General features: G+C 36.6%; 14 protein-coding genes. 3 read left to right on the top strand and 11 right to left on the bottom strand.

The annotated features are described in order from the left end of the window. Window positions 1-68 precede the first annotated feature (68 nt). The 10 genes from csrA to D9780_RS11405 all read right to left on the bottom strand — a co-directional run bounded on the left by csrA (window position 69) and on the right by D9780_RS11405 (window position 7,695). Entirely contained in the window at window positions 69-290 is a 222-nt protein-coding gene (csrA, locus tag D9780_RS11360) for a carbon storage regulator CsrA (RefSeq protein ID WP_077705343.1), read from the bottom strand. Window positions 291-292: 2 nt separating this feature from the next. Beyond that, window positions 293-742, bottom strand: coding sequence for a flagellar assembly protein FliW (fliW, locus tag D9780_RS11365; protein WP_121640152.1), 450 nt, complete (start codon window positions 740-742; stop codon window positions 293-295). Window positions 743-1,037: 295 nt separating this feature from the next. Next, window positions 1,038-1,610 carry a DUF6470 family protein gene (locus D9780_RS11370; protein ID WP_121640153.1) on the bottom strand — a complete coding sequence of 191 codons (573 nt, stop codon included), beginning with the start codon at window positions 1,608-1,610 and terminating at the stop codon, window positions 1,038-1,040. Window positions 1,611-1,677: 67 nt separating this feature from the next. Then, window positions 1,678-2,559, bottom strand: a complete 882-nt coding sequence (flgL, locus tag D9780_RS11375) for a flagellar hook-associated protein FlgL (protein ID WP_121640154.1) — start codon at window positions 2,557-2,559, stop codon at window positions 1,678-1,680. An 8-nt stretch (window positions 2,560-2,567) separates the two neighbouring features. Beyond that, window positions 2,568-4,103: a flagellar hook-associated protein FlgK gene (gene flgK, locus D9780_RS11380; protein WP_121640155.1), complete on the bottom strand. Its 1,536-nt coding sequence runs from the start codon at window positions 4,101-4,103 to the stop codon at window positions 2,568-2,570. A 14-nt stretch (window positions 4,104-4,117) separates the two neighbouring features. Next, a complete protein-coding gene (locus D9780_RS11385) occupies window positions 4,118-4,609 on the bottom strand; it encodes a flagellar protein FlgN (protein ID WP_073007620.1) in 492 nt (163 codons plus the stop codon). A gap of 20 nt (window positions 4,610-4,629) precedes the next feature. Next, window positions 4,630-4,893: a flagellar biosynthesis anti-sigma factor FlgM gene (flgM, locus tag D9780_RS11390; protein WP_121640156.1), complete on the bottom strand. Its 264-nt coding sequence runs from the start codon at window positions 4,891-4,893 to the stop codon at window positions 4,630-4,632. A 241-nt stretch (window positions 4,894-5,134) separates the two neighbouring features. Continuing rightward, on the bottom strand, window positions 5,135-5,539 hold the full coding sequence (locus D9780_RS11395) for a TIGR03826 family flagellar region protein (protein WP_073007626.1): 405 nt from the start codon (window positions 5,537-5,539) through the stop codon (window positions 5,135-5,137). 66 nt (window positions 5,540-5,605) lie between these two features. Next, window positions 5,606-6,286 (bottom strand): ComF family protein, encoded by a 681-nt coding sequence (locus D9780_RS11400; RefSeq protein ID WP_240458671.1) that lies wholly within the window; start codon window positions 6,284-6,286, stop codon window positions 5,606-5,608. After that, window positions 6,283-7,695 carry an ATP-dependent helicase ComFA gene (locus D9780_RS11405; protein WP_121640157.1) on the bottom strand — a complete coding sequence of 471 codons (1,413 nt, stop codon included), beginning with the start codon at window positions 7,693-7,695 and terminating at the stop codon, window positions 6,283-6,285. Before D9780_RS11405 ends, D9780_RS11400 begins: the two co-directional genes overlap by 4 nt. 326 nt (window positions 7,696-8,021) lie before the next feature. Here D9780_RS11405 and D9780_RS11410 point away from each other — a divergent pair, with 326 nt between their 5' ends. Next, window positions 8,022-8,369, top strand: coding sequence for an SCP2 sterol-binding domain-containing protein (locus D9780_RS11410; protein ID WP_121640158.1), 348 nt, complete (start codon window positions 8,022-8,024; stop codon window positions 8,367-8,369). Between the two features lie 246 nt (window positions 8,370-8,615). On the opposite strand, the gene D9780_RS11415 is transcribed toward D9780_RS11410, so the two are convergent. Further along, window positions 8,616-10,109, bottom strand: coding sequence for a helix-turn-helix transcriptional regulator (locus tag D9780_RS11415; protein WP_121640159.1), 1,494 nt, complete (start codon window positions 10,107-10,109; stop codon window positions 8,616-8,618). A 335-nt stretch (window positions 10,110-10,444) separates the two neighbouring features. On the opposite strand from D9780_RS11415, the gene D9780_RS11420 reads away from it, so the two are divergent. Next, on the top strand, window positions 10,445-11,686 hold the full coding sequence (locus D9780_RS11420) for a DUF5011 domain-containing protein (protein ID WP_121640160.1): 1,242 nt from the start codon (window positions 10,445-10,447) through the stop codon (window positions 11,684-11,686). 307 nt (window positions 11,687-11,993) lie between these two features. Further along, window positions 11,994-14,492, top strand: coding sequence for a YhgE/Pip domain-containing protein (locus D9780_RS11425; protein ID WP_121640161.1), 2,499 nt, complete (start codon window positions 11,994-11,996; stop codon window positions 14,490-14,492). Window positions 14,493-14,513 lie beyond the last annotated feature (21 nt).

Genomic DNA, 14,513 nt, shown 5'->3' on the forward strand with positions numbered 1-14,513 from the left:
ATGCTATTAATTAAGAACTTATAACAATGCGGCAAAATATTTTATCCTCTGGTTTGTTATGAAACTATCTATGTATTATCTTTTAAAAGATTCACTATTTCATTTGGAATATTTGCCGCTTTATTGTTTTCATGAGTGATATCTAAATAGAGTTCTTTACGATAGATATCTACAGATGAAGGAGCACTAATGCCGATTTTCACTTGATCGCCTTCCATACCAAGCACTTTTATTTCAATATCTTCACCGATTTGGATTGCCTCATTACGTTTACGAGTTAATACAAGCATATTTATTCTCCCTTCGCCATTAAAGGATCGTTTACAGTAATCGGCTCTCTCGTGTTGTATTGGTTCGTCTTAATTACAAACTGCTTTCCACACCAGTTGTTTGCATTAATAATTATCGGAGCTTGCAAATTAATCGTGCTATCCTTAAAAGGCTTCTTTAGAGTAACAATCGATAATACAACGATATCCGTTTCGTCTCTTAGTTTTAATGCTTGTACAATACTGTCGTCCAATTCAAATGTATAATCTGTATACATATGGTAGGGATTAATGACAATAAATGCTATCTCTTTTTCTTTCGTGGATTGTAATAATTGGAATACAGATGGCTTAGGAAAATCAATTAAAACAAATTCTGTTTCTTGAGGAAATCCTAATATACCAGTTGAAAAATGGATAACTCTAGCTGAATCAATGTCCATCTCTCCAAAATATTTTGTCATTATACGCATAATCGTACTCCTTCCATTTCTTTAACTGATCTAATAGGTTACAAAGCATGATGTTTTAATTAAGTTAGATGACCGTACTATTACACTTGTTGTAGTATGGAATATTACTATTCGTGCAGTACAAATTTACAATATTCTGTATGCAAAGACAAACCTCATTACATAGTGAATTTCCATTCGTCGGGGTTTCTTCCCCCCAATGACCTAAAGCCTTTTTACAAAAAAGGGCTTTAGGTGAAGTTATTTCCTAATTAGACTTGTTCAGCTTATATCTTTTCTTCATGAAGTACGAGTCTTATAATACCTTATCTTCAGGATAAACGACTTCAATTTGCAAATCTTGGTATTGCTTCATTTTGGTCAATACATCTCCTGGTACATAGTGGTGCTCAGGTGAATTTGTTTGCACCTTAATATTTGGCTTTTTTGCTTGTACATCTATATGAAGTTCTGCTGGTTTATAGTCTATTTTCACTGAAAACGGAGAAGGGATAAAAGCTATTCCTAACCGTTTCATTGGTGTATATGCATTCATTTTTGCTTGAGATATTAGAGGATTTCCTTTTTGCTCAATCTTCATTAGTTCTGTTCCTTGCTGCGCACGTCTCTCTATCCCCTCTAAAACGGCTTGTTTTCCTTCTCTTGCAAATTGATCATTTCTTTGGAAAATAGACATTAAATTCGCATCGGCAAATGCCTTCGTTTGATCAATAGTTAACTTACTAGGAGTTGTCCGCATACTCATTTCTGCCTTAGGCTGTTGAATTGATATGTCTGCTTTTGGTTGCCGGATTGTTTGTTTTGGTTTCGTTTGTTGCAGTTCAATTTGAGCCATTTGGGATGTCATTTTTAGTTGAGGAATATTCATGCGTCATCGTTCCTTTCGTATTCATAACGGAAACCCTGCCGCCTAACAAAGGGACAGGGTTATATTATTATCTCAAGAAATCAACAAGGGTTGGCTGGATAATTCTAGAACCCGTTGATAATGCGGCGCGATGTAAAAATTCCTGCGTAATTAAATTAGTAATGGCTTCACTATAATTAATATCCTCATTATCGGACATCATTTTTGTAGCCATTATTTTCTGATCACCCAGTCTATTTTCCACGAGTTCCAAACGATTCATGCGAGCTCCCAAGCCTGCTCTTGCATCAATAATTTGATTAATTCCTGTATCAAGTTCTGTAATACTTGCACCAATGTCCTCTTCAATACCTTCTTTGTCATAATCATCAAGCTTCTGAATAAAAGAATCGACTTTATTAAATAAACCATTACCGAACACAGCTTCTCCGTCCACGTTAGCTTGTAGTTCCAAACCAGCAGCAATAGGAATGTTAACAGATTCCGTATTAGGTAAAAAATCGCCATTTTGATCAAACGGGGAATTGGTCGTATCCGTCCCATTGAATATGTATTTACCATTTACTTTTGTATCTGCTATACTAACTAAATGCTCTTTCAATTGTTTAGCTTCTTCTTTTATACTCTTATATTCTTCATCATCATTCGTTCCATTACTTGCCTTAACTGCTAATTCCCGTAACTTTTGCATTGCTTTTGTAGCCTGATCAAGTGCTGCATCTGAGTTATCCATCCAATTATGTGCCTCGCCTGTATTCCGTAAGTACTGCTCCGCTTCATTTTCCTGCCTACGATAATTAATCCCCTTCATTGCTACAACTGGATTATCCGAAGGGCGATTTATTTTTTTCCCTGTTCTTACTTGTTCCATATACGTATCCAACTTCGTATAGCTATTGGACAAATTCCGTAACATGTTATTTGAAAGCATACTCTGCGTAATTCTCATACTACCATCTACCTCCCAACAAGACCCATATTATTAATGATACGGTCTAGCATCTCATCAATGGTTGTCATACTTCGTGCAGCAGCGTTATAAGCATGTTGAAATTTAATCATGTTAGACATTTCTTCATCTAAGGAAACACTGCTCACTGACATCCGTTGTTCTTCTACTTGCGATTTTAAGATCCCTGTATTTTCTGTCATCCGTTTAGCTTCTTCGGCTTCTACACCCATTTCTCCAATTAACGAATCATAAAAACTATTAATCGATGTATTTTCGCCTAACGGATTTCCAGCTAATGATTTATTCGTAAATACTTCAGAAAGCGCTAAGGCATTTGCTCCTTCTCCATCCGTTTCATTTGTACTTGCTGCAATGTTATCTGGCTCATCCATAATAAGTTGTTGGTTTACCGTAATTCCAGCAGCATCGCTCTTACCGCTTTTAAAGACGAAGAAATTACCACCGTCCGTTCCATCCAAAGCTTTTCCTTCTCTATGTACACGATTAAATTCCATAGCCATTTCTTTTGCCATTTTATCTAAATTCGTTAACATATCCGTGTAAGTGCCTTGAATTGCCCTATCACCGTCTATATCATGACCATAAGAATCAATGAGGCCTCCTAAGGTTCCATTTGATTCAAGAACATTAACTGTTTCTCCATTTACACTTATGCCGGTTACTGATGCATACGGATCAGAGCCATACTCCGGCTCATCAAACTCATTAATCTGCTGTTGCCCAGATGTTCCGTTTATTAAAAAAATATTATTAGGTTTAAAAGAATTACCAGTGTTATCTACAACTTCAATGGAGGCTATTCCATCAGCTATCTTTGGCGAACTTTCAGAGCTTTTAGAGTAGGTTACTTTTATATTCATTTTACTCGATAATTTATCAATGAGGTTATCTCTACGATCGTATAGATCATTAGGTAAATAACCATGCGGCTCAAGCTCACTAATTTGTTCGTTCAGACTGCCAATTTGCCGTAATAATGAATTTGTTTCTTCTACCGTTGTATCAATTTGATTTTTTAAGTCTGTTCTATGGGAAGATAACGATTTAGATAAATGCTGAAAAGTTTCTGCTACTGCCATGCCACGATTTGCAACAACAGATCTCGCTCCGGAGTTATCGGGATTAACTGCCAATTCTTGCAGGGAATTCCAAAATTTTTCCATTGTACTTGCTAATCCGTTGTCAGATGGCTCATTTAATACTGTTTCCATTCTGCTAAGAGCTTCTGATTTTGAAGTCCAGTAACCTGATTTACTATTTTCAGACCGAAATTGATAATCTAAAAATTTATCGCGTACGCGTTGAACAGAGCCAGCTTCAACACCTGTGCCTATTTGTCCAGGTATTTCAGGACGGTTTCTTGAAGCAGCAGGGTAAGGAGTCGTCGTTTCAAAATTAACCCGTTGCCTCGTATAGCCTTCTGTATTCGCATTGGAAATATTATGCCCCGTTGTATATAATGCTGATTGTTGCGCAAACAGCGCCCGTTTTGCCATTTCTAATCCATGAAAACTACTCATCTTACGGCCTCCTATTAAACCTTTGAGTCAAATAAAGACTGTTTAGATCTTACTTGCTTTTCCTTATTCGTTCCATAATTCATTGATTCAATTGTTGGATTCATGAGATCCAGAGAAAAGTGAACAAATTGTAAAGACTGTTGAATTAACATACGGTTCAATTGCTCTTGTTGTTTCAACTGCGCCATTGTCCTCGTTAGCTCCGTTGTTATTTCGATTAGCTGTTCTTTGTCATTTTCAGATTCTACTTGAGATAGAAGCGTCGTAACAGTTTTCTCTTGCTTCTGAGGCTGATTAGCCTCAAACCAAGTAGCCATATATTGTTGTCGTTCTTTCTCTACTTTCTCCATTTTTCTAGACAGTTTACGTTCTCTAGCTATAATAGATGATAATGTATCCACATCGCCGTTTTTTACAACGTTTGTTTTCGTCTTTGAGAGATCAACGAATTCTACATGTAAATGTAATAATTCTTCTAATATGTCTATAATCGGTTTTAAACTCAAGCAAATCCTCCTTTCCTTCATTACTTTCCAGTAAAGAAATCAATTAATTTCTGCGCTGTTTGATCATAGTTCATTTTATACTCACCAGATTCTATCATTTCTTTTAGTAGATCTATTTTGGCATTTCTTGTATTATTTTCCCTATTGTCCTCATGCAACTGTTTTGCTTCATTTGATATTTCTAATTGGTCTTTTTTCATTGTTTGTTTAACTTCCATTTGTTTAGGCAGTTGTTGTTTATGGTATGGGTTAAAGTCAGATTGATTAGGCCCATTTATTTTCATTTCCACTCCACCTCTTTTAGAGCAAATTCCAATGACTACTTCTATTATCGGATTACATCATTAATTATTGAAGCTATTATTTACAAGTGATTGATCTATGTTATTAAAACGTGAATCTTCAATCTTGGACGTTTTCTTTCATTGCTCTGGTTAGACTAGGGCAGCAATATTTCTTAATTGGAATTTTCCACACCTATATCTGGCATAAACATATAATACTTAGTACCACATTCCATTGTTATTAATTATCAAACGAGTAATACGTTTTTTGTCTATCTTTTTCTTCTATTCGCCTTTCTTTTTGCGCTTCATACTGTTGTAAGTCTTTTTTTAAATTCTCTCTACAGGAGATACATAAATTGCCTGCAGTAATGCGGTTACCACAATGACTACATGGATAACCAATGTTCGGGAATTCAGATGGCAATAAACGTTTTTCTTTAATAAATTTAATAATTAATTCCTCATCTACACCTGTGTTTTCAACAATTTCAGACATTGTCGCTTCTCTATTTTTCCGTTTGGACATAAATTGATAAACAGTTCGAAACGCTTCCTCCTCTTGTTGGTAGCAATTTTGACAAATTGTACGCGCTCCTTTTAAGAATAAACGATCACAACGAGAACAGTTTGCTAATTCTGCCATAATAGATCCCCACTTTCCATTGAAATCCGCTTCAAGCATTTTCTCTTATTATAACACGGTCATACACTAGCTTCGAATAAGTGTAAAGGAAATTACATTAGGGCAGCCTTGCTCTAACAATACTCTAGCTGCGTGCCTCAATGTCATTCCTGTCGTATATATATCATCGACTAAAACAACAGGTTTGTTAAGCGATTTTTTTAATCTAAAGGGATTTGCGGATTTCATCCTTTCTTCTTTTGATTTTTTTGCTTGTTTTTCACTCCCAATCCGTTCTAAATAATTCGCTTTTGGGATGGGGAGAAACTCAGCTAACATGGCTGCTTGATTAAATCCACGCTCCTCTTGTCTTTTTTCACTTAAAGGAATCGGCACTGCTACATACGCCTTTGAAGTAGTCTTTATCATGCGTTTAAAGTGGATACGAAATGTTTTTTTAAACACATTACCAAGTTCATAATCTCCTTGATACTTCCATTTCGTGATGATTTCTTGCATGAAATTACTATACGGGTAAACTGAATAGTTCCTAGCTAAACTATCCTTTGAAGGAGTTTTTTCCCAATGGATACAATCCAAACAGTTCCCTTTTGTACTCGAACGACTGCATCTTGTGCAACGTGGGCCATCTATTGCCACTAATAACTCATTGCAAGCATTACAAATAACTTTTGCTTCTGGATAAAGCACGGTTCTCCACGTTACTTCAGGGAGAATATTCTTTTCACAAAGTAGACATGTCATCATGTATATCCTCCTAGTTGATTCATTCTTTTAATGAAGCGGATGGCTCGCACCATGGCATTTGTTTTTCCATCATGAAAGAAAACGACTTCCCCGTCAGGATCTTCTGCGCTTCTTCCTGCCCGTCCTGCAATCTGAACGAGCGCTGCTTCATCAAATACAGAATGACCAGCGTCTATGATAGCCACATCAACAGAAGGAAAAGTGACGCCTCTTTCTAAAATGGTCGTGGTGACTAATACTAGGAGCCTTTTATTTCGAAATTGAGAAATTTTTCGTTCTCTTTCAGGATCAGATGCATGTACAGAGGTTATTTCTGATGCATCTTTAATTATTTTATGGTTAAAAAGAATAGTATATATTTGACTAGCTACTTTTTCTGTAAGAGAGATCGTTGGAAGGAAAATCAAGAGTTGACGTTGCTTGTTTTCTCGCTGACAAAGCCACCGGATAAATGCGCGAGGAACGGTTCCCTCTTGTAATTGCTTGTGTAGAGAAAAGCACATGCACATCTGAGGAACAGGGAGGGGATAACCGTGATAACGGGTTGGCACAAAAACATGTTTCAACTGATTCCACTGTAGTTTACGTCGTTCTTTACGTCTAGGAGTAGCAGTTAAATAAATCATTGTACCTGAAGGCTTTAAAGCTCTTTCTGTAGCAAAGGCTAAAGAAGTATCTGCATGATATGGAAAAGCATCTAACTCATCAATAATGACCACATCAAATGCATGTTCAAAGCGTAAAAGTTGATGGGTGGAAGCAATAATGATTTGCGAGGAGCCTCTCTTTTCCTCGCTGCCTCCGTATAACGCTTGAATCGGTATGGTTGAAAAAGCTTCTTGTATTCTCGGAAGTAGCTCCCTTACTACATCGACTCTCGGAGTAGCAAGACAAATGCGCATCCCTTGCCGTAAAGCTCCTTCAATACCAGCAAATAGCATCTCTGTTTTTCCAGATCCGCAAACAGCCCATACTAAAAGCGCAGATTCTTGCTGCAAAATAGCATCACGGATTGTTTCAGAAGCCTTGGTTTGCGCATCAGTGAGTTGACCTTCCCAAGTACAAGCCGACTCATGCTTTTGCCAACAAGCTGGCTCACCATTCCACCGATACAGTGGCTCTGTCTCTATTACTCGTCCCATTTGGATGCAATTACGGCAATATGCAATAAGGCGTTTCTTATTGAAGTCATACATGTTGGAGAATTGAGATTTTTTTCGATTCCCACAACGTCGACATATTTTGATAAATGGAGTTTTTATGATAGATGAAATCGGGGTAAATATGTTTTGACCGAGAAACGCGTGGAATAAATCTTCATCAAGAGGAATTTCTTTTCGGAGCAGTAATTTTCCTTCACAACGTTTGACAAGTTCTAAGTATAGCGAGGTAGTAAGTTTTTCGATCATCTTCATCTCCTTTACTTGTATTAATTATATAAAGTAGGACAGATAGCAATAGAGGTACACTTTTTAGAGAACTTGACTTACCGGAGAACAAAATATAATTACTTATCTGCTCATAGGTGGTGTTCAGAAGGGGGCGTATATAGTCCATCATAGCAAATGAAATAGGGTTTATAAAGTGACAATTGCAAGTTTTCTTTCGCGTAACTAAAAAAGCAAATTTGCTCTAGAAATTTCGTGAAAAACCCTACTTTTTTCGTGCTAGTACAAAATGATACGAACTTTTATAATTTAAACGTATTGAGCTTTTATAAGGAGGATGTAATTATATGTCACAAACCGCTAACCTGCTTAAGAAAATAACGGAAGCTTTAAAAGAAGATTCTTCCTTAATAGATGATATGGATGTCGTTTATCAGTTTAATTTAAAAGGCAATTATCCAACCACTTACCAACTACTATTACGCGGAAAAGACAGTTATGTGGTAGAAGGAGAAGCTATAGAAGCCGATTGTATTTTATTTATGAAAGAAGAGCATTTTCTTCAGCTAGCGACAGGTAAATTAAACGGGGCTAAGGCGCTCTTTACTGGTAAGTTGAAAATGGAAGGAAATGTGAAATTGGCATTAAAATTAGAACGTATTCTATCTGCTTATAATCAAAATAAGACCGTTTAAGTTTTAACGACTTCCGAAAGAGGTCTCCCTCTTCAAGCGTGTAAAGGGCTGAGCTCAATGGTAAGGGGGAGTGAATTTCGGTTGGACGATAGCTTTAAGGTTCTTTTCTCTGACATTTGGTATAATCAGTCTCATAATATAACATTGAAATGACTATGTTCATTTTTCTTCAAAGCACAACCCAACAGTAAATGATCGAATTCATTATGCCAGCTTCAAGTTAGGGTGGTATGTGGAGAGAGCAGTTCACATGATACCTTTTCTAATTGCATAAGCAACCGCCTCTGTCCTGTTTTTTACCCCCATTTTCCGCATAATTGCCGTCATATAATCACGGACTGTATACTCGCTTAGATGTAATTTATCAGCCGCACTACTCGTTGACTCTCCTTCTGCCATCAGTGCTAAAACTTCAACTTCTCTCACAGTTAAGCAGAATGAGCGTTTATCTATAAGCGGTTTTTTTTCGAACTTTCCAATCACTTCTCCTGCACTTTGTCCAAATTTAAGTAAAGCCGTATATGCGTCTTGAGAGATAGAAAATTGGCTATAAGGCCCTTGATCAAGAATAGCTGCACCTATAAGTCTATTATTTGAAGGTTGATACAGCGGAGCTACAACAATAGACTTCAATTGAAATTTATTAATGTATTCAATAGGAAAGCTTTCCTTTGCATCCGTAATGAAAAGAGGCTGCAGATATTTCATCCCTTCTCCAAACAGCTGCAATAACTTCATTCCTTTGTCAATCAAAGGAAGATTTCGTACATCCTCTATTATTTCTTGAATTGCTTTATTATCAAATTGATGACCTAACAAGCCACTTCCCACTCTATCATCTGATGAATAGGAAAAAACACCACATCTTTCAAAAGGTAAATAATTAACGAAGCCTTGTGTAACTAATTTCACAGATTCATCAAATGTTTTTGCTTGAATAATGGATTCATAAAACATAATAACAGAGTCCTTCCATTGCTGTTCTTGACAAGGCACCTTTAATCTCCTTGAACTGTTTTCAAATAATTGCAGTATATAGTTTATAAAAGGAATCGTATAGCCAGCTCCTTTTCTATCTATACATATTAAAAGTGTACTATACTTATAGGGTATGGTAATTGTATTTTTGTTATTGGAATATGGCATACTTTTTAATAATTCTTCTGTTAAATTAAAAAAGGTGCTAGCTTTAAAATCATGAGATGGACGGTTCGATTGTTTATTACTCTGAAACCATTTGCTGATGTAAAATACTTGTTCATTTTTTTCCACGACTGCTAACCAATCAATTGGAAATTGTTCCGAATTTACAAGTTGATCAAGAAAATCATCTATAGTAAATAGAAAATCATGTTTATCTTTAAGCATATGGTCCCGCATCTTCATAAACACATATTGAATGGCTTGCAGATCACTATAATCATATTTTGACTTCCGTTTAACTACCCTATGGACAGCAATTTCCATTAAAGTAATAACAAATTGGTTCATGGGTTGACTTACAGATTCTCTCTTCCCAACTTCGTTTATTTTAATTAATAAAGCTTCTTTATCATATTGAGAATCAAAGATTAAATTTGAAAGCATTTGTAATGAAATAGGGATTTTTGCTAACTTCGTTTCACCACTTTCAAAATACCCTGAAACTTGTTTCCAATGATACTCAATTTGTTTTTGGTTTTCTCTTAATAAACGTAAACCATACTGAAAAAAAGTATCCATATATTGGTCTAACCGCATTTCTTTCGCCCCTTTTCTTTTTTAGATAAAAGTTAATAACAATTACCTCACCAACCCCTTTTATGAATGATTATTCATTCATAACCAGACGACAATCCTACAATTATAGGGTGTAGTACTGCTCTGTTTTTTGAAATGCTACAATTTTCGGAATTGATTAAACAACAAAAAGAATCTACAGTTACATTAACAACTTTCAGTATAACAGATATGATTTTCCATTTCTGTACTATAACTGAATTTATATTAACAAAAAATGAAAAGGTTTACAACATGATGCAAACATCGTTGAAAGGAGCGTGATACCAAAAAACGCATTTAGGAAAGCATTATAAATGAAGAAGGAGGAGATTCTCATTCATAAATTCCCAAAAAAATTAATCATGGTATTGTTGAGTATTTTTATTGTGTTTTTCTATAGTGGTGGGTTGAAGACGGCTCATGCTCAAGAAACGACAAAATCATTTAATTATGTATGTACAGCCAATACTTCTTTTGGTGAGATCGCTATTAATATGAACGTTACACCAACTGCCACAGTACCAAACAAAGTACAAGCCAATCAGGAGTTTTCTGTTTCTAATATACAAACTACGATTGGTGTAGACTTAACCGGACAAATCGAACCATTAAAGGGATTTATTAACCCATTTAACGGTCATGTAAACCAATTGGACCTAACATCGTCAAATGAAACAGTGAATGTGTTTGGTTCGGAAGGAGCGGCTATTCCCGAGACCCCATTTGATCCCAACGATACCCAGATTTCCTTTCAAATTAGTGGCAATGATACAAGTTTCAATGCAGGTGAGAATGATGTAAACATTCATGTAGGTGAAATAGAAGCAGAAATTTATGCAAAATTAGGCACGACACCAATTGATCTACCTGTCACTTGTACGCCTCCAGAAGATACACTGTTTACAACAGTAAAAGTGGAAGAAAAGCTGGATAATCAAGCACCAGTTATTACGTTAAAGGGTGATAACCCAATGAGTATAAAAGTGGGTGAAACATACAACGATCCAGGAGTCATGGCTAAAGATGAAATAGATGGGGACCTAACTAAGCAAGTCATAGTTTCTGGTGATGTGAATACTGAAAAACCAGGGGAATACAACATTACATATACAGTAGAAGATAAGGCTGGAAATCAAGCGACAGCTACTCGGACTGTATATGTAGAAGCTGCAGAACCAGATGACGATGAAAAGCCGAGTGACGATGAAAATCCGGGCGATGATGAAAAACCTAGTGACGGTGCAAAGCCGGGCAATGATGAAAAGCCGAGTGATGGTGAAAAACCTAGTGACGGTAAAAAGCCAGGTGATAATGAACAACAGGATGATGGCGAAAAACCGGGTAATGGTGAAAAAACTGATGACGGTGAAAAGCCAGACGATGATGAAAACCCAGAAGAAAATAATTTAGGTGCAGGAAATAATGACAATAAACCTGGTAGTGGCGCAGTGCTTCCAAATACAGCAACGAACATACCGTTCACATTATTAATTGGTGCAATGCTTCTAGCTGCAGGCGCTTCCATACCTTTGTTTAGAAAGTATATTTTTAATTAAACATGGAAGTTGGCAGTGAAAATCTGTATTGATTTTCATTGCCTTTTTAGAAAGTGGTACTAAAGTCAATTTCCTAAACTTATAATCTATCGAGTAAATAGATAGAAAATCACAACGACACATCTTACATCAAAATCTATACTTAATTCATGTTTTTTAGAAAATTTGGCTTGCCGTCAACCCTTATTGGAGGAAACTTCTACATACTTTAAAATTCCACACTGCCCACTGTACAAAGGAAGTGCCGGCTTACAAGCATTTGAACAACACCTAGAAGCCAACAAGATAATTCAAAGGAGGATATGATATGGGAAAATCAGGTTATATTTCCGCAGAAATAAAACGTATTTTCCAAAATAAACATGTAATTCTTACCGTCTCTTTAGCTATATTCGTCCCACTTCTATATGCAATGATTATGTTGTCACCAAAATGGGGGCCTTATGACAATACGAATAACTTACCAGTAGCAGTAGTAAACAATGACCAAGGTGCGATGTCAGATGGTGAGCGTCTAAACATCGGCGATAGTTTAATGGCTAGCTTGAAGGAAAACGAATTGCTAGGCTGGGAGTTTGTATCGTCCAAAGAAGCGAAAAAAGGCATGGATAATATGAAATATTATATGATGATTGAAGTGCCAGAAGACTTCTCAACAAAAGCCTTGACCGTTCTGGATGAAGAGCCAATTAGACCTACATTACAATACACGCAAAATGAAGGGCTACACTTCATGGCAGCACAAGTTACTGATAAAGCTGCTGAATCAATAAAAACGCAGTTATCTACACAAATAACCACAACATATGTAGAAAATGTAGTCTCTCAATTAAAAGAAGTATCAGGTGGATTTACAGAGGCCTCAGATGGGGCGAAACAAATCAATCATGGGTCTAATGAACTAAAAAATGGGTCTGAGCAAATTCTCGATTCTTTAAATGAAAAATCCTCCGATATCAAACGATTAGCAGATGGAGCTCAACAATTAGAAGATGGGTCCCAAACGATGAAAGAATCGCTAGTTTATAAACAGAAAGATATAACAAGTCTTGCTAACGGTGCGCGAGAATTAAATATAGGAACAGGCACACTTTTAAGCAACTTACAAAATAAAACAAATGATGTCACAAAATTAGCTGATGGCTCTTCACAGGTACATGAAGGAACGATACAGTTAATGAACGCTTTACAAGAAAAATCAGCTGATATTACTCGTCTATCGAATGGGGCTTCCGAATTAGCAGATGGAGCGAACGAACTGCACACTGGTTCCACAAATTTATTGTCAGGCGCAAAACAAGCAAAAGTTGGAACAACACAACTAAAAAATGGTCTTAGTGAAAGGATTATCCCCGGAAGCGAACAATTAGCGACAGGTGTCCAACAAGCCCAAGCAGGTGTTCACGATACCATTCAATCCATGCAAAGCTTACAAACAGCGCTGCAAGAATTACCCAACAGTGTTGACGGGCTAGAAGATAATGCTTTATACAACATCATTATGGCTCAATTAAATGAAAATTTAAAAACAAGTCCACAAAAACAAAAAGATTTTCAGAAGCTTGTTACCGGAGCAAATCAATTACGAGACGGCATAAAAAATGAGTTGAGTGCGGGTGTGACCGATTTGAACAACGGTCTTGAGCAACTTGTAGAAGGTCAACAGCAATTTCAAAACGGTATAATCGAACTAGAAGAAGGAGCGAATGAAGTAGCAGCTGGGAATAAAACCGTAGAAACAGGATGGAAAGAGTTACAGACAAACGTAGCTACACTACAGGAAGGAACCAAGCAAATTAAAGACGGTAATCTAACTGTAAAAAGTGGGTGGAGTGAACTTACAGCTGGTACGAAACAATTGCATAATGGCTCCAGACAAGTACGCGATGGAAACAAAACAGTAGAGAGTGGGTGGCAAGAATTGTCTGCTGGTGCAATAGAACTGGAAGATGGTTCTAGTCAAGTACGCGCAGGAAATCAAACTGTAGAAGAAGGCTGGGAAACATTAACCGACGGGGTTACACAAGTAGACGGGGGCCTAGCAGAATTATCGGATGGAAGTGAAGAATTACAAGCAGGTTTAGAGGGAGGCGCTACGCAAACGAACAATTTAAACCTTGCCGAAGAAAATATTTCCATGTTTGCGGAACCTGTTGTTTTAGATGGAGAAGTAATGAATAGTTTTCCTTTTTACCGTGATTCAAACGCTCCATACATTTTAACATTAGCGCTTTATGTTGGTATTTTAATTATGTCCTTTGCAGTTAAATATCGCAATCCTGTTATTATTCCCCCATCAGCAACAGCTTGGTTTACTGGCAAAGCAATAAAGCTAATAATGCTTGCTATTCTACAAGCATTAATCCTATCTTTATACACACTCGTATTCCTAAATTTAGATGTACAAAGTGGTGTTTCTTTCGTCTTGTTGTCTATCATGGTAAGTTTAACTTTCTTAATGATTATTTTATTCTTAGTAAGTGCAGCTGGAAATGTTGGGAGATTTATAGCATTGGCATTCGTTATCCTGCAATTGCCCACCACCGGATCATCTTTACCAATTGATATGCTCCCAGAAGGATTACGTCAAATGAGTACCTTCTTACCGTTCACGTATTCGCTTGAAAGTTACCTAAGTATTATAACTTTAGGCATAACCTCCAATACATGGGAGAGTGTTGGCGTGCTATTCCTATATTTTAGTATTTTCACATTACTTTCTATGATTGTGTTCTATATTCGATTTAAATCTATGAGAAAACAAATGCATTATCAAAATAGTAATGCTAAGGAATCCGTTAGCTAACAATACTGAAAAGAGCCTCCT

The sequence above is a fragment of the Virgibacillus sp. Bac330 genome (genome assembly GCF_003667845.1).
Taxonomy (GTDB): domain Bacteria; phylum Bacillota; class Bacilli; order Bacillales; family Amphibacillaceae; genus Virgibacillus; species Virgibacillus chiguensis.